Genomic DNA, 25,045 nt, shown 5'->3' on the forward strand with positions numbered 1-25,045 from the left:
AAAAAAACATAAAAGACTTAATTAATTACATGATTTTTATCTGTCGCAATATCAAATAGAATGCCTGAAAATACAGAAAATATTCATGATTATTCAACGAAATTAAGAGAAAAACATGAATGCAATAGTGATGATAAACAAATTTTTTCTATCGATAAATAATCTCATGTCAGATATCATCAATTTTATATAAGCCCTTGCGTTTCACCTTTTATCGTTAGATAAATCATATTTACCCCATGGTTTAATTTAAACCGCCATTGTTAACCCCTTTTATTTGGTTTCAATGATAAAATTGTAAAAAATGGTTAAATATCTTATATAAATGTAAACATATAACACCCACCGTCAATCTGAATACGCGCTCCTTATCTTCTATAACAGAAAAAACTATCAATTCATCAGCATTGACAGGTAAAAACGAGCAGAATTGATCACAAACTCGTTAAGGTACAAGATGATAAAAATGGTATACTCTCCCCCCTAAATCCCATTTAAACATTATTTACAGAGCGTCCGTGGTGGATCAGAAAGCACAATATAACCAAAACAAATTACAGAAACGTTTACGCCGTGATGTCGGTCAGGCCATTGCCGATTTCAATATGATCGAGGAAGGCGACCGTATTATGGTCTGCCTTTCCGGTGGTAAAGACAGCTATACCTTGTTGTCCATCCTGCAAAATCTGCAAAAAAGTGCCCCAATTCATTTCTCACTTGTTGCAGTTAATCTGGATCAGAAACAACCAGGATTTCCTGAGCATATCCTTCCCGCTTATCTGGATGAACTGGGTGTCGAATATAAAATTGTCGAAGAAAACACTTACGGCATTGTGAAAGAGAAGATTCCTGAAGGTAAAACAACCTGTTCGCTCTGTTCCCGTCTGCGCCGGGGTATTTTATATCGCACAGCAACAGAGTTGGGCGCAACCAAGATTGCATTAGGCCATCACCGCGATGATATCTTGCAAACCCTGTTTCTCAATATGTTTTACGGCGGCAAATTAAAAGGTATGCCACCCAAATTAATGAGTGATGACGGTAAACATATTGTGATTCGCCCCCTCGCCTATTGCCGTGAAAAAGATATTGAACGCTATGCTGCCGCCAAAGCGTTTCCTATCATTCCTTGTAATCTCTGTGGCTCGCAGCCAAATTTGCAGCGCCAGGTTATCAAAGATATGTTACGGGAATGGGATAAACGCTATCCGGGAAGAATTGAAACGATGTTCCGTGCGGTACAAAATGTCGTGCCTTCTCATCTCAGTGATTTTAATCTGTTCGATTTTAAGAATATCACTCATGGCAGTGATGTTATTGATGGCGGTGATCTCGCTTTTGACCGCGAAGAATTACCAATACAACCCCCCGCCGTTAATATAGAAGATCAACCCGATTATCCATCAGAACGACTGGATATTATCGAAGTAAAATAGTGATCCTTAATAATATCGCTCTGAATATATTTCAGAGCGGTAATTTTCTGTTATTTTCTTACTGCCATTTTTATTGACTATTTCCCCATTCTACTGACAGTGGTCATGAAAAATAAAAAATGCCGATATTAAAAATAATATCGGCACAAGAATGGGCAATTATTCTGTATAAAGACTCATGTGAGAAAAACTACAATTACGGAGAACAACGTTTATCGCTTAACGTTGTTTTCACCTGCGGGAACATAATGCCCCAATGACGCCGGGTGAGTATTGATATATCTCAAATTCAGGGTCAGTTTTAGCCATATTTCCCGGTAGCTGTGTTTCACTGCTCTGAGCAATTATTTAATTTTCATAACCATCTACTGCGCTTTAACCACCACGCAACAAATATAATCAATCCCAGTAATAACAAGCAAAAAATACTAAAGCCCCAATAATATTCATTGCCAGGAATACCACCAAGATTGACGCCAAATAATCCGGTCAGGAATGTTGTTGGCAAAAAAACCATCGCAAATAATGACATTACATAAGTACGACGATTCATCGCATCCGCCATCATTGATGTAATTTCATCTGAAATAATGGCGGTACGGGCAATGCAACCATCCAAATCATCCAATTCCCTTCCCAGACGCTCGGAAATCTCCTGCATCCGACGACGATCTTCATCACTCATCCAAGGTAATCTTTCACTAGCAAGACGGGCAAATACATCTCTTTGAGGTGCCATATAACGACGCAAAACAATCAATTGCTTACGCAGCAAGGCCAATCCACCCCGCCCCGGCATTCGCTGCTCCAGAATCATATTCTCAAGCTCTATAAGATTGTCATGAAGATCTTCAATAAAATTGCCGACTTCATCAGTGATTGCATCAACCATGTTGACTAGCCAGTGCCCGGTAGTTTGCGCGCCAATACCATTTTGCAAATCACTCAAAACCTGTTCAAGTGAATGAACTTTACGATGGCGGCTGGAAATAACAATTTTAGCATTAATATAAATACGGAACACCACCAGCTGATCGGGGCGTTCACTTTCATTGCTATTAATTGTTCGCAGCGTGATCATCGTACCATCGCCGGTACGGATTATTTTCGGCCTCAAACTTTCTCCAGCCAGCCCCATTTTGACTGATTCTGGTAATAAATCCGTCGCTATTATCCAGCGATAACTCTTGGGATTACGGTAATCCAGATGTTGCCAGAAAGGTTGAGCTGGTGTGGCTGATGCATCCATATCTATCGGTGTCATACCGCCTTGACCATCAAACTGACAGGTATAGACTGCATCGGCATCTTTAAATGATGAACCATAAATTGTTTCCACATCCAGCTCCTTACTATTTAGTGTTTGATAATGTACATAGTATGGCTATAAGCCACATCTTCAGGATTGGTGATCGGGTATCCTTTTAACCAGGGTTTTATCAACCTGCCGTTCGTATACTGATAAATCGGAGCAATAGGTGCCTGTTCAGCAATCATCTGTTCCGCTCTGTTATAGTCATCGTTTCTCCGGGCATCATCCGTTTGCAAGCTGGCAGATTGTAACAATTGGTCATAATTTGCCTGATGGAATTTGGCAATATTGCCACTATGCGTTGAAGTTAACAGGCTTAGAAACGTGGATGGCTCGTTATAATCCCCCACCCAAGACGCCCGAATCACATCAAAATTGCCGGTGTTACGGCTATCAATATACGTTTTCCATTCCTGATTCACCAGGTTCACCTGCACCCCCAGTTTTTTCTTCCACATAGAGGCGACGGCAATAGCAATTTTCTGATGGTTTTCGGAACTATTATAGAGCAGAGAAAGTGTCAAGGGGTTGTTCGGACCATAACCCGCCGCCTGTAACAATGTCTTGGCCTGTTGATCCAGCTCTGCTTGTGTGTGTTGTTCCATATCACTGGTCACAGGATGGAAACCGGCAGTCACATCCGGCGTGAAATGCCAAGCGGGTTTCTCTCCTGTCCCCAATACTTTTTCCGCAATAACTTTACGGTCAATCGCCATAGAAAGCGCTTTACGCACTCTGGCATCATTGGTGGGTGCACGCTGTGTGTTAAAGGCATAATAATAGGTGCCCAATTGATCCGGCGTATAAACCTGCCCAGGTAATTCATGGCGCAACTTTTTGTACATATTTTTCGGGAAGGATTCGGTGATATCCAGATCATCCGCCAGATAGCGTTTAGTCGCGTGTGATTCCTGATTAATGGGGACAAATGTGACTTCGGTCAGAACTGTTTTTTTATGATCCCAGTAATAAATATTTGGTGTCAGAACGATTTTCTCATTCACAACCCGATCATGTAATTTGAAAGCACCGTTCCCCACCAAATTACCAACCTTTATCCACTCTTTCCCATATTTTTCTACTATTTTCTTATTTACCGGATAAAGACTGAAATTCGCAGTCAAATTAGGAAAATAAGGTACAGGCCGGTTTAGCGTCACCTGTAATATGTGCTTATCAATGGCTTTAACACCCAGTTTTGCAGGAAGCAGTTTTCCGTCAATAATTTCCTGCGCATTTTCAATACCCGCCAAGGCGGCAAACCAAGCAAAAGGAGAGGTATTAACTGGAGTGACTAATCGCTGCCAACTATACACAAAATCCACCGCAGTAACCGGTTCCCCATTTGACCAACGGGCATCAGAACGCAAGGTAAAAAACCAGGTTTTGTTGTCTGCCGTTTTCCACGCTGTCGCGACTCCGGGGATTGCATTGCCATGCGCATCCTGATTGACCAGCCCTTCAAACAGATCACGCTGAACCTGAGCTTCCGTCAAGCCCACCGCATTAATCGGGTCTAAGGATGCCGGTTCATCTTTTAGGTGGCGCACCAATTCTTGTTTGTCATTAAGCTGAGTACCGGGAGGCACTTCCGCAGCGAAGGCCGAAGCAATAAGAAAGGAACCACTGATAAGTAGTGCACATGAAGTCAAGCTGAAATAGCGCATTAAGGTAATCTGCCCTGTATGTAAAATAATTATTCCAGAATCGAATTATAAACCATTGTCAAAGTGGCACAATCAGACAATTTTACTTTATAGACGCTATTTTGATGGGCAAGAGCCGACTATTCTTCTACACTGGGAGACTGTGGTTCATTTATCAGAGGAAGAAAACTATGACACAAACAGTAAAATTTCAAGGTAATGATATTTCCGTAAGCGGCCATTTCCCAAAATCAGGGGAAAAAGCGAAAGATTTTACTCTGACAGCCAAAGATCTCTCCGATGTCTCTCTCAGCCACTATGCCGGAAAACGTAAGGTGCTGAATATTTTCCCAAGCATTGATACCGGTGTTTGTGCAGCATCGGTCCGTAAATTTAATCAGGTCGCGAATGACCTGGAAAACACCGTTGTACTGTGCATTTCCGCCGATCTGCCTTTTGCCCAGTCACGTTTCTGCGGCGCGGAAGGGTTGTCAAATGTGGTTACTCTTTCTACCCTGCGTGGCGGTACTTTCACTGAAGATTATGGCGTTGCTATCAGCAACAGCCCTCTGAGTGGTCTCACAGCCCGAGCAGTCGTTGTGCTTGATGAAAACGATAACGTGATTTACAGCCAGTTAGTTGATGAAATCACTAATGAGCCAGATTATGACAGTGCACTGGCGGCACTGAAATAATCCCATTGATTTTATAATGCCCACTTAAAGTGGGCATTATTTCACTCATCATCATCCAATTCATGCCCAGTAACATGCTTCCGGCTACTCAGACCATATTCTCTCAATTTATTGGCAATCGCAGTATGCGATACCCCAAGACGTTTAGCCAGTTTACGCGTACTTGGGTAGTGCCGGTAAAGACGCGTTAACACCGAGCGTTCAAAACGTTTACTGATTTCATCCAGAGAACCATTGAATACATCTTCATTGAAAGAGATCTCTGTTTCAAATTCCGGCAATTGTATATCCCGCGGAGCCAGTTCCATATTTTCAAGCTGAGTCAATGCCCGATAGACGGCATTTTGTAACTGCCTTACGTTACCGGGCCAACTGTAACTAGCCAGAAAGTGAGAAAGTTCAGGGGATAGTTTAGGTTTCGGTACCCCTTGTTCTTCAGCAAAGCGCTCAATAAAGTATTCCACCAGCGGCATAATATCCGCTTTACGATCACGCAGGGGCGGAAGCATAACAGTCAGTACATTAAGGCGATAATAGAGATCTTCACGGAATTCCCCCCGCTGTACTAATTCAACCAGGTTTTTCTGTGTAGCGCAGATGACTCTGACATTCACTTTGACTTCGTTTTCTTCCCCTACTCTGCGGAAAGTCCCATCATTAAGAAAACGCAGCAGCTTAATCTGCATCTGTGGCGACATTTCGCCAATTTCATCCAGTAAAACAGTGCCGCCATTGGCCTGCTCGAAGAAACCTTTTTTCCCTTCAATAGCATTAGGATAAGCACCGGCAGCATAGCCAAACAGTTCGCTTTCTACCACATCATCCGGCATCGATGCACAGTTTAATCCTAGAAAAGGTTGTTTTCCGCGCAAACTGTGTAAATGACACGCTTTTGCCAAAATATCTTTACCGGTTCCTGTTTCACCAATCAGAAGCAGTGGCGCATCCAATATCGCCATTTTGCGGGCCTGCTCAATAACTTGAGTCATTTTTGGGCTGACAGAGATAATTTGCCTAAACTCACCACCATCATTGACAGTCAGTTTTTTCAGTTGATGACCTATCCGGGCAGCGGATTTGAGCATAATCACCGTGCCGATACACTGCATTTGCTGCTTTTCATCAGCCAAATGAAGCGGCATAATATCCATCAGGTAGTCCAATCCTTTGAGCGTTATCCTCTCCACACGTTGCTGGGTATTTTTATTTTCAAACCAGCGCGTGAAGTTATAACCGCTGATAAACTGCCCGATAGGTTTCTGATAGATTTCTTCCTCACTAACGCCAAATAGCTTGTACACAGCAGAGTTAACAAGCTCAATATTTCCTTTTAGATCAACCGAAAAAACAGGCTCAGGCAAAGATTCCAACAGTGCGCACATTGCTTTGTGTTCTCTTTCCGAAGGTAGAAAAGAGACCGTACGAACATCAATAACACCATTAATACGGCGAATTTCTGCCATTAATCTACGGAATATATTGAAATCAACGGGTGAAAAATTAAGATAAATCCGGCCAGTTTGGGATATTTCCACCCCTTTCAAGTCAATATCCTGTAATACCAGTAGATCAAGCAATTCCCGGGTCAACCCGATTCGATCATGGCAAATAACTTCTAAGCGCATCTGTTTTGACCTTATTTACACTAATACATATAATTTTTCTAAATACTACTCTCTACTATTATTCATATGAAGCATTCTGTCAGTAAAAATTGACAAAACTCCGGTTTTTTAGTGGCGTAAATAACACAGCATTTGAAACTTTCACTAAAATAAACAGATTCCAAGATTAACTATAAAACGGTTTAATAAAATAACGTAAAATGCTGCCGTTATCTGGATATTTTGTGCGTTAGTATAGAATTAAAGTATATATCATTTAATCAACCACATTCTTAGATTTATTTGGCAGGATATGCTTAAGTTGAGTGATTAACTGACGACGGAAATCTCCTAATTTAGGTTTATCACCTTCTATCCAAGGCAATGGCCTGCATAACTCCATCGCTTTAATGCCAAGCCGGGCTGTCAGTAACCCCACACCGATCCCTTGAGCAGCTCTGGCAGAAAGACGCGCCGCAATATCCTGAGATAACCAATCCATCCCCACTTCCCGCACCACCTCTGAAACACCCGAAAAAACAATATTCAGCAAAACAAGACGAAAAAGCTGAATACGACTGAAATATCCCAGTTCAATACCATACAGCGCAGCAATACGGTTAATCAGCCGGATATTACGCCAGGCAATAAATGCCATATCGACTATTGCCAACGGGCTGACGGCTATCATTAATGCTGATTCCGCAGCATAGCGGCTGATCTCAGCGCTTGCTTGCGAATCCAAAACAGGCTGAACCAATTTACCGTACAACGCCACCACTTCACGATCGTTATGTGTATCATGCAAAGCCGCCTGCCAACGCTGTAACGCCGGATGATGCGGCTCAATACCCGCCTGACTTGCCAGCTTCTCGCAAAATGCCCGGCCTTTACCCACACCATGATGTTGCAGTAGTTCCCTCGCGGTATCACGTTCTTCAGCACGCATTCTTAGCCGGTAAAGACGACGCCATTCACTGACCATAGAACCCATACCGGCAAAGACTATCATGCTCCCCGCCGCAGCCACACCTAACGCAATCCAATCCTGTTGCTGCCATGACCGATAAATCCACTGCACAGACTGAGCAACAACACTCATTCCCAGTAAAATCAATGCGCTATAGACCATTTTGCGCCAATAACTGCGCCGGGGCTTCAATGCCGCATTCACTATTCCCTCTACCTGGCCTTCGCCCTCCTCATCCTCAAGCTCTGGTGAGGCAGGATAAAAATTCGCCGTGTCTTTTCCATCAAAGATCTGAGCGGGTTTTAAAACCGCTTCTTGCGGCTCCAATAAGGGTTCTTCGAAGTCAATTCTTGGCTTTAGGGAATCTGTCATTTCACTTTATCTCCCAGTAAAAACTCCAGCACGGTATCCAATCGGATATGCGGCAATGGTGTATCAATGTTTACCTGACGGGGGCTGAATTCTTCGAAACCAAAACCCTGCTTTTGCCAGAAATTATCCTCAGGTAAACACCGTGGCACTTCACCAGGGAAAAAGGTCAGTAATTTACCGTCTGTCAGGCGACATCCTTTCAGCGCCGGAACGTTTTCGCCATGATGTTCAATCGTTCCACTTTCTGTCGCCCGTACCGATGCCAAACCCACACAATCCATGCTGATACCTTCAAAAGCCGCATTTTGTCTGGCTTCCTGCACCAACTGTTGCAGTAAAGCAACCAGATTGGCATGTTGATCTGCGGTAACATGATCAGCCTTACTGGCCGCAAACATTAACTTGTCAATGCAAGGGGAAAACAGGCGGCGGAAGAGTGTTCGTTTACCATAATGAAAACTCTGCATTAATTGTGTCAGCGCTAGGCGCATATCATTAAACACCTGTGGCCCGCTGTTTAATGGCTGTAAACAATCTACCAACACAATTTGCCGATCAAAACGCAGAAAATGTTCTTTATAGAACCCCTTCACAACCGACTGACAGTAATATTCAAAACGCTTACGCAACATACCGATATTCGTATGTTGATCTGCCTGAGCAAACTGTGACTCAGTGATATGACCGATATCCGGCCACGGAAAAAACTGTAAAGCCGGAGCCCCCATCATTTCACCTGGCAGAACAAATCTCCCCGGTTGAATAAAATGTAATCCTTGTTCTTTGCATTTAATCAGGTATTCCGTATATGCCTGAGCAATAGCAGCCAATAGATCCTCATCCGCCGGTGCCAATGGATCGCACTGTTGACACAGTTCCAGCCAGGGTTTTGCCCATTTAGCTCTCTGTCCCTGTAATAAACCATTCATCTGGCGTGACCATGCTAAATAATTTTGTGCCAACATCGGCAAATCCAACAGCCATTCGCCGGGATAATCGACAATTTCCAGATATAATGTGGCAGTCTCTTTAAAATGGCGCAGCAGAGAATTCTCTGAACGGTAACGAAGTGCCAGGCGGATTTCACTGACACCACGAGTCGGTGTCGGCCAGGTGGGAGGAGTAGCGTAAAGCGCGGTCAATCCTTCATCATAAGCAAAACGAGGAACACCCAAATCCCGTTGAGGAACCCGTTTCACCCCCAGCAGGCGACCATCACGCACAGCGGAAAATAGCGGCAACCGGGCACCGCTATGGAGATGAAGTAACTGATTAACCAAAGATGTGATAAACGCTGTTTTACCACTACGGCTTAATCCTGTAACAGCTAACCGTAAATGACGATCCATCCCGCGATTAACAAGCGCCGTTAATTCGTTTTGTAGCCGTTTCATATCTGTCCTATGGTAAGTCTTACGACAATTTTATTATGTCGGCCAGGCAATATGCCATTCTTACTCTCAAAGCTGTCTGAAACGGCTGCGAACACTGAATGTTTCTGAGGTGACATAACGCTCCATTTGGCGCAGACGAAGCTCACCCGCTTTCAATTGATAATCGGCTTCATTCAGTAATTTCTGCACCGAAAAACCGGCTTCTTCGGTATAATTGGCCGGGACCGGATCCAAGACGAAAACCAGTACAATATAAGCAATAACGACTAAACCAAACAGGCCAAAGAACAGCGACAATATAGTCATTGCGCGAATTAAATTTACCGGGACGTCAAAATAGTAAGCCAACCCAGCACAAACACCTTTAATCTTGCCTTTTTCAGGTATTCGGTACAGTTTCCGACGGTTATAATGCGACATTATGATTGCCTCCAGTCAGGATGCTCCGCATCCAGAATATCTTCCAGTGTTTTGATGCGTGCCTGCATATGCTGTACGCGCTCTGCCAGGCGCTGAACTTCATTCTGATCCAACTGACTTTGATTTGAATTCCGGCTGTTATAATGCAACCACAACCAGATGGGTAAAACAAAAAGTACAAAGATAATCAGTGGAATGCCAATAAATATAGAGCTCATCATTTTTCCTCAATGGTGAGTTGAGTGCACCAACATTTAATGTTGTTCTTTATTAGCATTTATTTTAGCTTTCATTGCCGCTAACTGCGCACTAATTTCATCGTCTGCTTTTAATTCAGCAAACTGTTGATCCAGGGATTTTTGTTTCCCCATGCCCACAGTTTCCGCTTCAGCCTCCATATGATCAATACGGCGCTCAAATTGCTCGAAACGAGCCATTGCCTCATCAATTTTACCGCTGTCTAGCTGGCGACGAACCTGTCGGGAAGAAGCGGCAGCCTGATGACGCAAGGCTAACGCTTGCTGTCTTGCCCGGGTTTCGCCGAGTTTGTTTTCAAGCTCAGTCACTTCCCCTTTCATACGCTCAAGGGTTTCTTCCAGTATGGTTAACTCATGTTTCAGTGTCTCCACTAAAGCAGCAACTTTCTGTTTTTCAATCAGTGCCGACCGCGCCAAATCTTCTCTATCTTTATTCAGCGCCAATTCAGCTTTTTCCTGCCAGTCATGTATTTGCTGTTCGCCGGTCATAATGCGGCGAGATAACTGTTTTTTTTCTGCCAGCGTACGCGCAGAAGTTGAGCGAATTTCAACCAAAGTATCTTCCATTTCCTGAATCATCAGGCGGATCATTTTGTGCGGATCTTCCGCTTTATCCAGTAATGAAGAGATGTTGGCGTTCACGATATCGGCAAAACGAGAGAAAATACCCATAGTAAATTATCCTCTTTAGCTAAGATTTTCAGATTTGTTGTACTGCTAATGACATACTATCAAGAGTCGTGCCAACTTTTTTATTCTCTTTATCCACATGAAATATAAATAAATTTTTTTATTTGACTTTTTATCATAACGAAATAAAGTGGTCATAATAACCAACTATTGGCGAAAATAACCATGAATGACGTTACAGAAAACCTACTAGGTGAAGCAAACAGCTTTATTGAAATTCTGGAGCAGGTATCTGCTCTGGCAAAATTAAATAAACCGGTGCTGGTTATTGGTGAACGAGGAACAGGCAAGGAGTTGATTGCCCGCCGTCTGCATTACCTGTCTCCCCGTTGGCAAGGACCATTTATCTCGCTAAACTGCGCTGCGCTGAACGAAAACTTACTGGATTCAGAACTATTTGGTCATGAGGCTGGCGCATTTACCGGCGCACAAAAAAAGCATCAGGGAAGATTTGAGCGTGCTGATGGCGGAACGCTGTTTCTTGATGAGCTGGCAACCGCCCCTATGCAGGTTCAGGAAAAGTTGTTGCGCGTCATTGAATATGGGCATCTTGAACGGGTTGGCGGCAGCCAGCCATTGCAGGTCGATGTTCGACTGATATGCGCGACCAATGATAATCTGCCAGCAATGGCAACCGAAGGTAAATTCCGCGCGGATTTACTCGATAGACTCGCGTTTGATGTAGTGCAAATCCCACCATTGCGCCAAAGGCAGCAGGACATCATGTTACTAGCACAACATTTTGCTATTCAGATGTGCCGTGAACTGGATTTGCCATTATTTCCCGGTTTCACTGCACAGGCAAAACAACAGTTACAGCATTACAACTGGCCCGGTAATATCCGTGAACTGAAAAATGTGGTGGAACGCTCGGTTTATCGTCACGGCGAAAATTTCGATCAACTTGATAATATTATTATTAATCCATTCGTTTCTGCACCGCATTCTATCGTCGATGTTGATAACAATAACGATTCATCTTTACCGCCTCTGCCTTCCCTGCCGGTTAATCTGAAACAATGGCAACACGATAGCGAACGACAATTAATAGAATTATCATTAAAAGCCAATAGATTTAATCAGAGAAAAGCGGCAGAAAAACTAGGGCTGACCTATCATCAATTGCGCGGCTTAATAAAGAAACATAATATCAGTACAAGCGATAAGTGATCCGAATGACAGATAAAAAAAAGCCAGCACCCGAGCTGGCTAAAAAACACTGGAAGCAATGTGAGCAATGTCGTGCCTTTCCTAGGATAACAAAAACTGTTCCCCGGAAGTGCGATACAGATGATAATGTTTCTCAATACGATTTGTAAAGCACTTTATTGAGAATTTTTCTCATTATCATCATCACCCTGTTTTTTTGGGCTCAAGCGCTAATTGAGATACAATGTGTCAATTCTAATTAATAACAGATGCCTTATATGCGTAGTTTGATTTATTGGATCATATTATCCCTCTCAGCTCCGGCTATTGCAGAGACAATGGCTACGCCTGAAGAAAAGTCCCGTGTTCCGGCTGATATCCGGCAGCAAGGATTTGTTTATTGCGTTAATGGCAACCTGAATACCTTTAACCCGCAACTGACTACCAGCGGTTTAACGGTCGATACTCTGGCAGCCCAACTCTATGAACGTCTGCTAGATGTCGACCCTTATACTTACCGCCTGCTGCCTGAATTAGCCTCCCGCTGGGAGGTGCTGGATAATGGCGCAACATACCGTTTTTATTTACGCCGTAATGTCTCATTTCAATCAACAGGCTGGTTTACTCCGACCCGTAACATGAATGCCGATGATGTCATTTTTAGCTTTAAACGTTTGTTTGATAAGCAACACTATTATCATTACGTCAATGGCGGGCATTATCCCTATTTTGACAGTCTCCAGTTAGCCGATTCTATTCAAAGTATCCGTAAAATTGATCAATATACGGTGGAATTTCGTCTGAACGAACCCGATGCTTCTTTTCTTTGGCATTTGGCAACTCATTATGCCCCAATACTTTCACAAGAATATGGGCAGCAATTGCATGAAATGAACCGCCATGAGCAAATTGACTGGAAACCTGTCGGCACAGGCCCATTTATGCTGGAAAATCATCGAACCAGGCAATTTATCCGTCTGGTTCGCCATGATAAATACTGGAAAGGCAAGCCACAGATGCAACAAATTGTGATTGACGTCGGTGCCGGCGGCACAGGGAGGATGTCCAAACTTTTAACTGGCGAGTGTGATGTATTAGCTTATCCCGCAGCCAGTCAGCTTAAAGTTCTGCGGGACGATCCCCGCCTGCGTCTCACTTTACGCCCAGGAATGAATATCGCCTATCTGGCTTTCAATACCAGCAAACCACCACTTAATAAATTACAAGTTCGACAAGCTATTGCCTACGCAATTAATAACCAACGGCTGATGCAATCCATCTATTATGGAACTGCGGAAACCGCCGCATCAATTTTACCGCGGGCGTCATGGGCTTATGATAATCAAACTGAGATTACAGAATACAACCCGGAAAAATCCCGCAAAATGCTGAATGACCTTGGATTGAATGGCATGCAATTGAGCTTATGGGTCCCTTCCGCTTCTCAGTCTTATAATCCAAGTCCACTAAAAATGGCAGAACTGATCCAGGCTGATTTAGCACAAGTGGGGATTACCATGCATATCAAACCTGTTGAAGGCCGCTTTCAGGAAACCAAACTGATGGATAAATCCCATGATATGACGCTATCAGGCTGGTCCACTGACAGTAATGATCCAGACAGTTTTTTCCGGCCATTGCTAAGTTGCGCGGCGATTGCTTCACAGACAAATTTCAGCCATTGGTGTAATCCAGCATTTGACAAGATCTTGCAACAAGCTTTGATTAACCAGCAATTATTATCCCGAATTAAGTATTATCATGCTGCTCAACAAATTCTTGAACAGCAATTACCGGTATTACCCTTAGCCTATTCCTTGCGCTTGCAGGCTTATCGTTATGATATTAAAGGGCTGGTACTCAGCCCATTTGGAAATACCTCTTTTGCCGGTGTTTACCGGGAAAAAGAGACTAACCAAATGACTCAGAAGGGTGAAAAATGATTATTTACATTCTCCGTCGTCTGCTACTGCTGATTATCACCCTATTTTTCCTGTCGCTGATCAGTTTCAGCCTCAGTTACTTTACCCCCAATGCTCCACTTGGCGGCGCATCCCTGTTCGACGCTTATACATTCTATTTCCATAGTTTATTACTATGGGATTTTGGTGTGTCCAGTATCAATGGTGAACTCATCAGCGAACAACTATGGGAAGTGTTCCCTGCCACAATGGAGCTCTGTATTCTGGCTTTCTCTGCTGCCTTACTGGCCGGTATCCCTCTGGGTATTATCGCGGGAGTGTGGCGTAACAAAGCAGCGGATACCGTTATCACTTCTATTGCTTTAGTCGGGTTTTCTATTCCAATTTTTTGGTTGGCGTTATTATTGACCCTATTTTTTTCCCTTTATCTTGGCTGGCTACCGGTCTCCGGTCGTTTTGATCTGCTATACCAGATTGAGCCTGTAACCGGTTTTTCACTCATTGATGCCTGGTTATCAAAATCACCCTATCGCAATGAAATGATTATCAGTGCCATGCGCCACTTGATCCTGCCAGTGATTACACTCGCGGTTGCACCAACAACCGAAGTTATCCGGCTGATGAGAAACAGCACAGAAGACGTTTTTGGTGAAAACTACATTAAAGCCGCCTCAACCCGAGGTTTATCAAGGCTGACAATTATCCGTCGTCATGTCTTGCATAATGCGCTGCCTCCCATCATTCCGAAGCTGGGATTACAATTTTCCACCATGCTAACACTGGCGATGATGACGGAACTGGTATTTAACTGGCCGGGGCTTGGCCACTGGTTAGTCAGTGCAATCCGCCAGCAAGATTACTCCACCATTTCTGCGGGTGTGATGGTTATTGGCACGCTGGTTATTTTGGTCAATATTCTGTCTGATATCATTGGCACAATGACTACCCCTCTGAAGCATAAGGAATGGTATGCCCTTAGATAATTTTTATCGTGAAAAGAAAATGCCGTCACCGATAAAGGTGATCTGGCGTTTTTTCTCTTCTGATATGCTGGCAATGACGGGATTTTATGGGGTATTTATTCTGGTTGCCCTAAGTCTGTTTGGGGGGTATTTGGCACCCTATCAACTCGATCAACAATTTCTTGGGCATCAGCTGCTGCCACCTTCGTGGTCACATCACGGTAATATCGCCTTTTTTTTGGGTACCGATGATCTTGGGCGCGACATTCTCAGCCGATTATTGATAGGTACGGCATCCACATTCGGTTCGGCACTGCTGGTCACATTGGCAGCCACTTTATGCGGTCTGATCATCGGCTGTCTGGCAGGCATGACACGGGGGCTGAAATCCGCCGTGCTCAATCATATTCTTGATTCATTACTTTCTATCCCTTCATTATTGCTGGCAATTATTGTCGTCGCTTTTGTCGGTGCCAGTTTGTCCCATGCCATAATCGCTATTTGGCTGGCGCTATTGCCACGTATCGTTCGCACGGTTTACAGTGCGGTTCATGATGAACTGGATAAAGAGTATGTTATTGCCGCACGCTTGGATGGTGCCTCTAATTACCATATTCTATGGTATGCCGTATTACCAAACATTACCGCCGTATTGGTTAGCGAGCTGACCCGCGCCCTTTCTATTGCCATACTTGATATCGTTTCTCTTGGTTTTCTTGATCTTGGTGCCCAACTTCCCTCGCCTGAATGGGGAGCTATGTTGGGCGATTCACTGGAGCTAATCTATGTTGCGCCCTGGACCGTTATGCTGCCAGGCGCGGCGATAATGGTGAGTGTCTTGTTGATCAATTTACTGGGTAATGGATTACACCGTGCAATTAATTCTGGGGTGGAATAATGCCATTACTTGATATTCGCAATCTCACTATTGAATTTATGACTGCCAAAGGGCCAGTTAAAGCCGTTGATCGCGTCAGTATCTCACTGACAGAAGGTGAAATACGCGGTCTGGTTGGTGAATCAGGCTCTGGTAAAAGCCTGATTGCCAAAGCAATAAGCGGGGTCACTAAAGATAATCTCAAAGTGACTGCTGACCGTTTTCGTTTCGATGATATTGATCTGCTGCGCCTGACTCCCCGGCAGCGCCGAAAAGTGATCGGCCACAATATCTCAATGATTTTTCAGGAGCCACAATCTTGTCTTGATCCTTCTGAAAATATTGGTCAGCAACTTATTCAGGCAATCCCCGGCTGGACTTATAAAGGCCGTTGGTGGCAACGCTTCAAATGGCGAAAACGCCGGGCTATCGAGTTACTCCACCGTGTAGGAATTAAAGATCATAAAGATATTATGAGTAGTTTCCCTTACGAATTAACTGAGGGGGAATGCCAGAAAGTGATGATTGCTATTGCATTGGCTAACCAACCACGCTTGCTGATTGCAGATGAACCCACTAATGCAATGGAACCAACCACTCAAGCTCAGATTTTCCGGCTGTTAGCTCGATTGAATCAGAACAATAACACCACCATTTTACTGATAAGCCATGATTTGCAAATCATGAGCAAACTGGTGGATCGCATTAATGTTCTGTATTGTGGTCAAACTGTCGAAAGCGCCGCGCCCAATGAATTATTGGTCACACCACACCACCCCTATACACAAGCGTTAAGCCGCGCTATTCCTGATTTCGGTAGCTCTCTGCTCCATAAAAGTAGGTTAAATACATTGCCAGGTGCCATTCCATCCCTTGAGCATCTGCCCATCGGCTGCCGTTTAGGTCCACGCTGCCCTTACGCACAAAAAACCTGTATTGAAACACCACGGTTGCGGGTAATTAGAAACCATGCTTTTGCCTGCCATTTTCCATTGAATCTGGAGGAACAGTAATTGGTTAATACTTTGCTGGAAGTCAGGAATTTAGCTAAAACTTTCCGTTATCGTACGGGTTTTTTTCATCGTCAGCATCTTGACGCGGTAAAGCCTGTCAGCTTCACCTTAAAAGCAAAACAGACCCTGGCAATTATTGGTGAAAACGGTTCTGGAAAATCAACCCTGGCAAAAATGCTTTCAGGTGTCATGGAACCCACTTCCGGCGAAATCATGATTAAAGGGCATAAACTCACTTATGGTGACTATAGCTATCGCAGTCAACGCATTCGCATGATATTTCAGGATCCAAGCACCTCACTGAATCCTCGCCAACGGATTGGGCAAATTCTTGATGTTCCTCTTCTGCTCAATACCGAACTCAATACAACCGAGCGGGAAAAACGGATCAATCAAACACTGCGGCAAGTTGGCCTGTTACCTGACCATGCCAATTATTATCCTCATATGTTAGCCTCAGGCCAAAAACAGCGGGTAGCACTGGCGCGGGCATTAATATTACAGCCTCAGATTATTATTGCCGATGAAGCATTAGCATCACTTGATATGTCTATGCGCTCTCAAATAATTAATCTGATGTTGGAATTACAGGAAAAACAGGGTATTTCTTACCTCTATGTTACCCAGCATCTTGGCATGATGAAACATATCAGCGATCAGGTCCTGGTCATGCATCAAGGCGAAGTTGTCGAACGAGGAAATACCGCAGAAGTATTGGCTTCTCCGCTGCATGATATGACCCGCCGTCTGATCGCCAGCCATTTCGGTGAGCCACTCACCTCTGATGCTTGGCGACAGGATATTCCTTTACGCATATAAAACAATAATCACTGCTCGGAGCAGAACGCAAAATACAGCACATTTCTCTCCAGCGTGATAGAATCACTGGGTTTATTAACAATAAAACGCCATATTGATATTGTCTCTGTTAGCAATTTTAATCCATTAATATCATTATTGGCTTTATTACACAAGGATACTGTTATGGGCTTTATGACCGGCAAGCGCATTCTGATCACTGGCGTCGCCAGTAAACTCTCCATCGCTTATGGTGTTGCAAAAGCAATGCATGATCAGGGTGCCGAACTGGCTTTCACTTATCAGAATGACAAGTTGAAACCTCGTGTTGAAGAATTTGCGGCTTCCCTAAACTCAGCTATCGTTCTGCCTTGCGATGTTGCTGAAGATAAAAGTATTGAAACCCTGTTCACTGAATTGGGCAAAGTATGGCCAAAATTTGATGGCTTTGTTCACTCCATTGGTTTTGCACCTGCTGATCAATTAGATGGTGACTACGTGAATGCCGTGACCCGCGAAGGCTTTAAAATCGCACACGACATCAGTTCTTATAGCTTTGTTGCGATGGCAAAAACTTGCCGTGAAATGCTAAATCCAAATTCCGCTTTGCTGACCCTCACCTATTTGGGGGCAGAGCGTGCAATCCCTAATTATAACGTGATGGGTTTGGCAAAAGCGTCTCTGGAAGCTAACGTGCGTTATATGGCTAATACTATGGGTGCGGAAGGTATTCGTGTTAATGGTATCTCTGCCGGCCCTATCCGCACTTTAGCCGCTTCCGGCATCAAAGATTTCCGTAAAATGCTGGCTCACTGTGAGTCCATTAACCCAATTCGCCGTACTGTGACAACTGAAGATGTCGGTAACGCTGCGGCATTTTTGTGCTCGGATCTGTCCGGCGGTATTACCGGTGAAATCCTGCATGTTGACGGTGGTTTTAGCATTGCAGCAATGAATGAGCTGGAATTGAGATAATCCGATTAATCATCCTTGATGATTAGCGTAAAAGGCCGGGAAAATGAGTTTTTTCGGGCCTTTTATTATGGATAGAAATAATACATCAATTTCTTAGTTAAATTATCACTAATAGATAAAGATTAATTTTAAATTAAAATATAAAAAAACATTTTTGAAAATAGATTAAAGCCTTTGTAATTAAGTAGTTAAATGATATCAACTTATAAGTATTTTAATAAAATAAAAAATATCATCTCATTTCCTTGCACTAATCAGTAATCTATCCTTTAATATAATCAATAAGTTAACTTTCATAAAATCGATTATCAATACAATATTTTATTATTATTTTAACCTTTTAGTTCAAACATTATATTTCATACTTTTATAGAGTTTAATAATGTTTATTATTTTAGTAAGGTGCATAAAATGAAAAATGACTTTTTAATTATATCCAATATGTTTAAATCCATTACGAATATAACACTACCAGAATGTCTGAAAGATTATGATCCATCACAAGAAATTGGATCTTTTTGGAATGAATTTAGTAGATCATTATATGGCTGGCCATCAGCATTGGAAAATTATGAATATGCATATAAATTCGATGAACAAGATATTGACTCAATTATTGAAAATATAAAAAAAGCAACAACTTATTTAGGATCACTTGGCTGTGGATATTTAGGTCATGGTTATATTGCCAGAATCAGTCATACATTGAAAGAAATTGAATCAGATTTTAGTAAGGTAAATGATTTTATTTCAAAAATAACACAACCATTTGAAATAGCTAAAGTTAATTTTGAGTGTAAGAAAAATTTCGCCGGGAAAACACATATAAAAATCCAAAAATTATTAAAAATCATTCCCGACGGAGAAAATAAAAACCAGATATATAAAATTTATTTATTGATAGAAGAAATTATTTTAAACATATCAGATGTTTCATTTAGCCTGGAAACTATAAACAACTCAGTGAATAGGCTTAATGGACAAATAAAAACAATTAACAATACTTACAATAATTTAATTGAACATTTTAATAAAGAAAATAAAAAAGATATTTTTACAAGAAACTATAGGCAATGCATGGTTTATTTCAGTGACCTAACCAACAAATTAAATTTATTTTCTTATGATTACAAATCATTTAATAAGAATAATATATTAATTATTTTATAACTAATACAAAATGAATTTCTGAAATTATCAACAATCTCTATTATTTATTTCGTATAATATAATTAGATGTAAATATGCTATATAACACAAAATTCTGGTCAGTTCTGGATAAATAATTGCATCCATAACTGACCCTAAATTTCGATATTAACTATCAATCTATCAGAAAACATTATGAAAAACAGAATACCCACTATATAAGCAAAGAGATAAAGAAAAACCGCATCACGATACAATCACACCACCTTATATCTGCTTAATTATCAATTTCACATAACATATTTCCATATTTCGTGGTAATATATATTGAGGCTATGACAAACGCCTTACTGAGTTCCTTTATCCCATTGTATTTACTACCGGAAATTTTTAAGGAGCGATACATGAAACTTTATTACCAGCCTGGAGCATGTTCCCTATCTCCTCACATCATCCTCCGTGAAGCAGGGCTTGATTTCAGCGTTATTAAAGTAGATCTAAAAACGAAAAAAACGGAGAACGGCGACGACTTTCTCGCCGTTAACCCAAAAGGCCAGGTACCAACTCTCCTGTTAGATAACAATGAGATCCTTACCGAAGGATCTGTTATTGTTCAATATATTGCAGACCAGAAACCGGAGAGAAAATTAATTGCACCCGCAGGGACAATGGAGCGATATCACCAGCTTGAATGTCTTAGTTATATTTCCAGTGAAATTCATAAAGGATATTCGCCACTGTTTTTACCAGGAACACCAGACAATTATCGTCCTGTTGCTATTAATTATCTACTTAAAAAATTCAATTATATAGATGAAGTATTGGCAAAACAGCCCTACATTGCCGGAGATAACTTTACTGTTGCTGATGCCTATTTATTTACAGTCAGCAACTGGGCACCTTTGATTCAGTTAGATTTATCCGGCCTGATACATCTTAAAGCCTATCAGGAAAAAATTGCAGAACGTCCAAACGTTCGTGATGCATTGAAAGCTGAGGGGTTAATTTGATCTACAGATAAACAAACCGTTCCACACAATATCAGTGGAACGGTTAAATACATTATTAATCTAATTACGTATTAATCTAATTGTGTCGCACGGAATTCATGGTCAGGTATCACCATTCTGTCTTGAGCAGCGACAATCTGTAACTCATATTCGTCCATATCTTTGGTTGTTATCATCACTTCATAAACCGCAGCAGCGACATGTTCAAGAGCCGCTTGTAAAGACTCTCCTTTTAATAGATTAACTAATAGCAAACCGCTGGTTAAATCACCAACACCAACCGGCTGACGTTCGCCAAAATCCACCAAAAGCCGACTAACATGCCAACTATGCTCTTGAGTCACTAATAGCATTTCAAAACGATCCGCCCGATAACCAGCACGACTAAGGTGTTTAACCAGTACAATGTCCGGCCCTCTTTCGCACAGAGATCGGGCAGCCGTAACCGCCTGTTCGACATTGGTCACTTTCTGCATACTGAGCGTTTCAAGCTCCAGCAAATTTGGGGCAATGATATCACTCACAGGAAGCGCTTTTTCACACAAAAATTCAGCAACCCCCGGCGCAACAATGCAACCTTTTTCTGGATGTCCCATCACGGGATCACAGAAATACCAAGCATCAGGATTCGCTGCCTTTACCCGTTTCACAATATCGATAATATGATTACCCTGCTCTGGTGAACCGATATATCCACTCAGAACGGCACTACAAGATTTAAGCTGTTCAATTTCTTCAATGCCCTGAACGATGTCGGTGAGATGGTCAGCCGGCATAACACACCCTTTCCATTGAGCATATTGGGTGTGATTTGAAAACTGGACGGTGTTCAACGGCCAAACATTTATCCCCATCCGTCGTATAGGGAATTCCGCAGCGCTGTTACCAGCGTGCCCAAAGACAACATGAGATTGAATAGAAAGGATATTTTTCACAATCGTGGCCTATATTTTTATTCTGGCTTCTGTTTGTAAGATAACGTCATAGTAAGAAAATGGACAACATTACCGTTGCCCATTTATACCCTTCATCTTGCAAGTTGCTGCTTTGTTGGCTGCTTTCACTTACCCCAGTCACATAGTTATCTATGCGCCTGGGGATGCGTTCACTTGCTGCCGCGCGGCAACTTGAAATCTATTGGGTATATACGCAATATTGGTTATTTCCAGCAAATCAAACAATCGTGTTTTTTACCACGACGCAACAATGTATAACGACCAAACAGACGATTACTGTCAGTAAACACATACTCAGGCTCAGGCTGTTTTTCACCATTAACCGCAACAGCGTTGGAACTAATCATAGTTCGTGCTTGACCACGGGAAGGGACTAACCCGGCATTAACCAGAGCCTGTTGCAAATCTACGCCTTTTTCCAACTCGATTACCGGCATACCATCCTGTGCCAGTTGAGCGAAATCCTCTTCGGTCAAATCAGCGACCGCACCGGAGAACAAACTTTCGGTAATACGTTTAGCGGCTGCCAACCCTTCTGCACCATGCACCATGCCGGTGACTTGTTCCGCCAATACGTACTGGGCACGAGGCGCTTTGCCACTGTTTCTGTCTTCTTCTTCCAAAGCATCAATATCTTCAAGACTCATAAAGGTAAAGAATTTCAAGAAGCGATAGACATCGGCATCGGCAGTGTTAATCCAGAATTGATAGAATTTGTATGGGCTGGTTTTCTTCGGATCCAACCAAACGGCCCCACCTTCTGTCTTACCAAATTTAGTACCATCAGATTTAGTAATCAGCGGAACAGTCATACCAAATACTTGTTTCTGGTTGATACGACGGGTTAAATCAATACCAGAAGTAATATTCCCCCACTGGTCAGAACCACCAATCTGCAACTCAACACCATGCACTTCATTCAGGCGGGCAAAGTCATACGATTGCAGCAAGTTATAAGAAAACTCAGTAAAAGAAATACCCACATCATCACGGTTCAAACGCTGTTTAACCGCCTCTTTATTAATCATCTGATTAACTGAGAAATGCTTGCCAATATCACGCAGGAAAGTCAAAACATCCATGTTGCCAAACCAATCGTAATTATTGGCTGTTTTAGCGCTGCTCTCACCACAATCAAAATCCAGAAAAGGTGAAACCTGCCGGCGGATTTTTTCTACCCACTCTTTAACGGTATCTTCGGTATTCAATTTACGTTCAGCCGCTTTGAAACTCGGATCGCCAATCAAACCCGTAGCCCCACCAACCAACGCCACAGGCTTATGCCCAGCCAGTTGGAATCGTTTTAAACACAGCAAGGGAACCAGATGCCCCAAATGCAAGCTGTCAGCGGTCGGATCGAAACCACAATAGAGGGAAACAGAGCCTTGCGCCAGTCTCTCTACTAACGCATTTTCATCCGTAACCTGGGCAATGAGGCCCCGCTCTTGCAGTTGTTTTATCAGGTTATTGCTAGACATTAATGACTCCATCAGTTTGTTTATTTCGTCTGTTGTATAAATCGCGATTCAAAAAGAGTGCGGCATAGCATAAAGCGCCAATACTATAAGTGCCAGTACTAAAAATAGTAATCCACAATTTATGGTGCAAGCCTATCAATATGCCAGTTATCGCCTTCCCGTTGATAAATAAACCGGTCATGGAGCCGATTTGCACCACCTTGCCAAAACTCAACAGAATCAAAGGTCACTTTAAATCCCCCCCAAAAGCTGGGTAAAGGAACCTCACCATTTAGGAATTTCTGTTTTAGCTCAAGGAATTTCCCTTCCAAAACACTACGCGTGGAAATACGGGAAGATTGTTGCGACACCCATGCAGCAATCTGACTATCTTTGGGGCGACTATGGAAATATTTCACCACTTCAACAGGAGAGAGACGTTCAGCTTTACCCAGAAAAGAAACTTGCCTTTCCAATGGATGCCAAGGGAAATGAAGGCTGATTTTGTTATTCTGCGTCAAATGTTTTGCTTTTCGGCTGCCTAAATTTGTATAAAAAACCAAACTATTGGCATCAAAATGCTTCAATAACACAATACGTTGATATGGTTGACCATTCTCATCAACCGTTGCGATACACATTGCCGTTGGATCATACAATTTGGCTTCACATGCCTGCTTGAGCCAACGTTCAAAAAGTTCGATGGGTTCTTTGGTCAAATCTTTACGTCTTAACCCGCCACGAACATATTCGCGGCGTAACTCTGCAACATCAAATTCATTACGTTCTGACATTATGTAGCTCTGCTTATGACTTATTAAATACCAGACAGCTTACCATTGTTATTCATTAGTAACAGGATAAATTGCACCTAAAATAGTTTCAGTGCTGGCGCCGGTAACAGAAGGTAAATTCCCTGAAACTCCTGACATCGTACGGAATGCTAACCAGGCAAATGCCAGTGCTTCCATATCATCACCACTAAGACCATATTTATCTGTCGGACACACTTCCGTCCCCGGCAATAATGCAGAAAGTCGATTCATTATTTGCGAATTACGCGCACCACCACCACAAACCAGCAGACGTTCACACCCACCACTCAACATGATTTGCTGTGACACAGATACCGCTGTCAGCTCGGCCAGTGTGGCCTGAACATCAACAGAAGATATATCATTAAAATTAACCAATTGTGCCTCTAGCCAGCTCATATTGAAATACTCCCGGCCAGTACTTTTAGGGGCGGGCCGTGAAAAATAGTGATCAGAAAGCATTTGTCTGAGTAAGCTGTTATTAACGACACCTTCTCGTGCCCATTGACCATCTTTATCATAAGGTTTTTTCTGATGGCACCATACCCAGCTATCCATCAGCATGTTACCCGGGCCTGTGTCATACCCTTTAACTAACGATCCAGGTAACAGCGTCGTTATGTTAGCAATACCACCGATATTGAGAATTATCCTGCGTTCTGTTGGATGACCTAACACAGCGAAATGAAAAGCCGGAACTAATGGCGCACCCTGCCCACCATATGCCATATCCCGCCGGCGAAAATCACCAACAGTGGTCATCCCGGTTAACGCCGCGATACGGTTATTATCGCCAAGCTGCATAGTGAAAGGCGTATGACTGTCCGGCTCATGCCAAACGGTCTGCCCATGACATCCCACTGCAATGATATCGCTTGTCGTTAACCCAGTTTTAGTGAGTAAACCTTGTACAGCCTCAGCGAATAAAGAACCCAGTTCATAATCTAACCGGCCTATCGCAGATAATGTCGTTTGTTGCCCCTGACAAACTGCAAGAATTTTTTGCTTGAGTTCATATGGAAATGGATGTGAATAACTGGCTTGTTGAGCAACAACTTTATCGCTGATTGCTGCAAGCACCACATCAACCCCATCCAGACTTGTACCCGACATAACACCAATATAACGACCTGACTTCATAACCATTAATTTGCCTTCCCGCTTAG

At 42.7% G+C, this 25,045-nt stretch carries 23 protein-coding genes; 11 read left to right on the forward strand and 12 right to left on the reverse strand.

Annotation, left to right across the window (positions count from 1 at the left end; genetic code table 11):
* The first annotated feature begins 503 nt into the window (after positions 1-503).
* Complete coding sequence (gene ttcA / locus ACGF7G_RS16995) at positions 504-1,436, forward strand: tRNA 2-thiocytidine(32) synthetase TtcA (RefSeq protein ID WP_387467066.1); 933 nt, start codon at positions 504-506, stop codon at positions 1,434-1,436.
* Between the two features lie 355 nt (positions 1,437-1,791).
* On the opposite strand, the gene zntB is transcribed toward ttcA, so the two are convergent.
* Complete coding sequence (zntB, locus tag ACGF7G_RS17000; RefSeq protein ID WP_387467014.1) at positions 1,792-2,775, reverse strand: zinc transporter ZntB; 984 nt, start codon at positions 2,773-2,775, stop codon at positions 1,792-1,794.
* A gap of 17 nt (positions 2,776-2,792) precedes the next feature.
* Positions 2,793-4,415 (reverse strand): ABC transporter substrate-binding protein, encoded by a 1,623-nt coding sequence (locus tag ACGF7G_RS17005; RefSeq protein ID WP_387467016.1) that lies wholly within the window; start codon positions 4,413-4,415, stop codon positions 2,793-2,795.
* A gap of 170 nt (positions 4,416-4,585) precedes the next feature.
* Between ACGF7G_RS17005 and tpx the strand changes: the two genes are divergently transcribed.
* A complete protein-coding gene (gene tpx / locus ACGF7G_RS17010; RefSeq protein ID WP_132351589.1) occupies positions 4,586-5,089 on the forward strand; it encodes a thiol peroxidase in 504 nt (167 codons plus the stop codon).
* Between the two features lie 41 nt (positions 5,090-5,130).
* Here tpx and tyrR read toward each other — a convergent pair whose 3' ends face one another.
* The 6 genes from tyrR to pspA form a co-directional block, all read right to left on the reverse strand.
* On the reverse strand, positions 5,131-6,714 hold the full coding sequence (gene tyrR, locus ACGF7G_RS17015; protein WP_387467018.1) for a transcriptional regulator TyrR: 1,584 nt from the start codon (positions 6,712-6,714) through the stop codon (positions 5,131-5,133).
* A 256-nt stretch (positions 6,715-6,970) separates the two neighbouring features.
* Positions 6,971-8,035 (reverse strand): YcjF family protein, encoded by a 1,065-nt coding sequence (locus tag ACGF7G_RS17020; RefSeq protein WP_387467019.1) that lies wholly within the window; start codon positions 8,033-8,035, stop codon positions 6,971-6,973.
* Positions 8,032-9,429 (reverse strand): YcjX family protein, encoded by a 1,398-nt coding sequence (locus ACGF7G_RS17025; RefSeq protein WP_387467021.1) that lies wholly within the window; start codon positions 9,427-9,429, stop codon positions 8,032-8,034. Before ACGF7G_RS17025 ends, ACGF7G_RS17020 begins: the two co-directional genes overlap by 4 nt.
* Before the next feature lie 66 nt (positions 9,430-9,495).
* A complete protein-coding gene (gene pspC / locus ACGF7G_RS17030; protein WP_387467023.1) occupies positions 9,496-9,849 on the reverse strand; it encodes an envelope stress response membrane protein PspC in 354 nt (117 codons plus the stop codon).
* Entirely contained in the window at positions 9,849-10,067 is a 219-nt protein-coding gene (gene pspB, locus ACGF7G_RS17035; RefSeq protein ID WP_021325598.1) for an envelope stress response membrane protein PspB, read from the reverse strand. The genes pspC and pspB overlap by 1 nt, the downstream gene beginning before the upstream one ends.
* A gap of 36 nt (positions 10,068-10,103) precedes the next feature.
* A complete protein-coding gene (pspA, locus tag ACGF7G_RS17040) occupies positions 10,104-10,778 on the reverse strand; it encodes a phage shock protein PspA (protein WP_387467026.1) in 675 nt (224 codons plus the stop codon).
* Between the two features lie 183 nt (positions 10,779-10,961).
* Between pspA and pspF the strand changes: the two genes are divergently transcribed.
* From pspF to gstA, 9 genes are all read left to right on the forward strand, one after another.
* Complete coding sequence (pspF, locus tag ACGF7G_RS17045; RefSeq protein ID WP_387467028.1) at positions 10,962-11,966, forward strand: phage shock protein operon transcriptional activator; 1,005 nt, start codon at positions 10,962-10,964, stop codon at positions 11,964-11,966.
* A 257-nt stretch (positions 11,967-12,223) separates the two neighbouring features.
* Complete coding sequence (sapA, locus tag ACGF7G_RS17050) at positions 12,224-13,888, forward strand: ABC transporter substrate-binding protein SapA (protein ID WP_387467029.1); 1,665 nt, start codon at positions 12,224-12,226, stop codon at positions 13,886-13,888.
* Positions 13,885-14,850 (forward strand): putrescine export ABC transporter permease SapB, encoded by a 966-nt coding sequence (sapB, locus tag ACGF7G_RS17055; protein ID WP_133812860.1) that lies wholly within the window; start codon positions 13,885-13,887, stop codon positions 14,848-14,850. Before sapA ends, sapB begins: the two co-directional genes overlap by 4 nt.
* Positions 14,837-15,727, forward strand: a complete 891-nt coding sequence (sapC, locus tag ACGF7G_RS17060) for a putrescine export ABC transporter permease SapC (RefSeq protein WP_387467030.1) — start codon at positions 14,837-14,839, stop codon at positions 15,725-15,727. The genes sapB and sapC overlap by 14 nt, the downstream gene beginning before the upstream one ends.
* Positions 15,727-16,719, forward strand: a complete 993-nt coding sequence (sapD, locus tag ACGF7G_RS17065; RefSeq protein ID WP_387467032.1) for a putrescine export ABC transporter ATP-binding protein SapD — start codon at positions 15,727-15,729, stop codon at positions 16,717-16,719. The genes sapC and sapD overlap by 1 nt, the downstream gene beginning before the upstream one ends.
* Positions 16,720-17,538 (forward strand): putrescine export ABC transporter ATP-binding protein SapF, encoded by an 819-nt coding sequence (gene sapF / locus ACGF7G_RS17070; protein ID WP_387467034.1) that lies wholly within the window; start codon positions 16,720-16,722, stop codon positions 17,536-17,538.
* A gap of 165 nt (positions 17,539-17,703) precedes the next feature.
* Positions 17,704-18,492, forward strand: a complete 789-nt coding sequence (gene fabI / locus ACGF7G_RS17075) for an enoyl-ACP reductase FabI (protein ID WP_387467036.1) — start codon at positions 17,704-17,706, stop codon at positions 18,490-18,492.
* Positions 18,493-18,903: 411 nt separating this feature from the next.
* Positions 18,904-19,662 carry a hypothetical protein gene (locus ACGF7G_RS17080; RefSeq protein ID WP_387467038.1) on the forward strand — a complete coding sequence of 253 codons (759 nt, stop codon included), beginning with the start codon at positions 18,904-18,906 and terminating at the stop codon, positions 19,660-19,662.
* Positions 19,663-20,045: 383 nt separating this feature from the next.
* Complete coding sequence (gene gstA, locus ACGF7G_RS17085) at positions 20,046-20,651, forward strand: glutathione transferase GstA (protein WP_387467040.1); 606 nt, start codon at positions 20,046-20,048, stop codon at positions 20,649-20,651.
* A gap of 71 nt (positions 20,652-20,722) precedes the next feature.
* Here the strand turns inward: gstA and pdxY are convergent, their stop codons facing one another.
* The 4 genes from pdxY to anmK all read right to left on the reverse strand — a co-directional run bounded on the left by pdxY (position 20,723) and on the right by anmK (position 25,019).
* Complete coding sequence (gene pdxY, locus ACGF7G_RS17090; RefSeq protein WP_387467042.1) at positions 20,723-21,586, reverse strand: pyridoxal kinase PdxY; 864 nt, start codon at positions 21,584-21,586, stop codon at positions 20,723-20,725.
* Positions 21,587-21,810: 224 nt separating this feature from the next.
* A complete protein-coding gene (tyrS, locus tag ACGF7G_RS17095) occupies positions 21,811-23,085 on the reverse strand; it encodes a tyrosine--tRNA ligase (protein WP_387467044.1) in 1,275 nt (424 codons plus the stop codon).
* Positions 23,086-23,204: 119 nt separating this feature from the next.
* Positions 23,205-23,858 (reverse strand): pyridoxamine 5'-phosphate oxidase, encoded by a 654-nt coding sequence (gene pdxH / locus ACGF7G_RS17100; protein WP_387467046.1) that lies wholly within the window; start codon positions 23,856-23,858, stop codon positions 23,205-23,207.
* A 48-nt stretch (positions 23,859-23,906) separates the two neighbouring features.
* Positions 23,907-25,019 carry an anhydro-N-acetylmuramic acid kinase gene (gene anmK, locus ACGF7G_RS17105; RefSeq protein ID WP_387467067.1) on the reverse strand — a complete coding sequence of 371 codons (1,113 nt, stop codon included), beginning with the start codon at positions 25,017-25,019 and terminating at the stop codon, positions 23,907-23,909.
* Positions 25,020-25,045 lie beyond the last annotated feature (26 nt).

It is taken from the genome of Photorhabdus sp. RM323S (assembly GCF_042879375.1).
Lineage (GTDB): Bacteria > Pseudomonadota > Gammaproteobacteria > Enterobacterales > Enterobacteriaceae > Photorhabdus > Photorhabdus tasmaniensis.

What these genes read in the sequence shown, in the direction of transcription:
- ACGF7G_RS17005 (WP_387467016.1), bottom strand. Translation starts at nt 4,415, where the DNA reads ATGCGCTATTTCAGCTTGACTTCATGTGCACTACTTATCAGTGGTTCC.
- tpx (WP_132351589.1), top strand. Translation starts at nt 4,586, where the DNA reads ATGACACAAACAGTAAAATTTCAAGGTAATGATATTTCCGTAAGCGGC.
- tyrR (WP_387467018.1), bottom strand. Translation starts at nt 6,714, where the DNA reads ATGCGCTTAGAAGTTATTTGCCATGATCGAATCGGGTTGACCCGGGAA.
- ACGF7G_RS17020 (WP_387467019.1), bottom strand. Translation starts at nt 8,035, where the DNA reads ATGACAGATTCCCTAAAGCCAAGAATTGACTTCGAAGAACCCTTATTG.
- ACGF7G_RS17025 (WP_387467021.1), bottom strand. Translation starts at nt 9,429, where the DNA reads ATGAAACGGCTACAAAACGAATTAACGGCGCTTGTTAATCGCGGGATG.
- pspC (WP_387467023.1), bottom strand. Translation starts at nt 9,849, where the DNA reads ATGTCGCATTATAACCGTCGGAAACTGTACCGAATACCTGAAAAAGGC.
- pspB (WP_021325598.1), bottom strand. Translation starts at nt 10,067, where the DNA reads ATGAGCTCTATATTTATTGGCATTCCACTGATTATCTTTGTACTTTTT.
- pspA (WP_387467026.1), bottom strand. Translation starts at nt 10,778, where the DNA reads ATGGGTATTTTCTCTCGTTTTGCCGATATCGTGAACGCCAACATCTCT.
- pspF (WP_387467028.1), top strand. Translation starts at nt 10,962, where the DNA reads ATGAATGACGTTACAGAAAACCTACTAGGTGAAGCAAACAGCTTTATT.
- sapA (WP_387467029.1), top strand. Translation starts at nt 12,224, where the DNA reads ATGCGTAGTTTGATTTATTGGATCATATTATCCCTCTCAGCTCCGGCT.
- sapB (WP_133812860.1), top strand. Translation starts at nt 13,885, where the DNA reads ATGATTATTTACATTCTCCGTCGTCTGCTACTGCTGATTATCACCCTA.
- sapC (WP_387467030.1), top strand. Translation starts at nt 14,837, where the DNA reads ATGCCCTTAGATAATTTTTATCGTGAAAAGAAAATGCCGTCACCGATA.
- sapD (WP_387467032.1), top strand. Translation starts at nt 15,727, where the DNA reads ATGCCATTACTTGATATTCGCAATCTCACTATTGAATTTATGACTGCC.
- fabI (WP_387467036.1), top strand. Translation starts at nt 17,704, where the DNA reads ATGGGCTTTATGACCGGCAAGCGCATTCTGATCACTGGCGTCGCCAGT.
- ACGF7G_RS17080 (WP_387467038.1), top strand. Translation starts at nt 18,904, where the DNA reads ATGAAAAATGACTTTTTAATTATATCCAATATGTTTAAATCCATTACG.
- gstA (WP_387467040.1), top strand. Translation starts at nt 20,046, where the DNA reads ATGAAACTTTATTACCAGCCTGGAGCATGTTCCCTATCTCCTCACATC.
- tyrS (WP_387467044.1), bottom strand. Translation starts at nt 23,085, where the DNA reads ATGTCTAGCAATAACCTGATAAAACAACTGCAAGAGCGGGGCCTCATT.
- pdxH (WP_387467046.1), bottom strand. Translation starts at nt 23,858, where the DNA reads ATGTCAGAACGTAATGAATTTGATGTTGCAGAGTTACGCCGCGAATAT.
- anmK (WP_387467067.1), bottom strand. Translation starts at nt 25,019, where the DNA reads ATGAAGTCAGGTCGTTATATTGGTGTTATGTCGGGTACAAGTCTGGAT.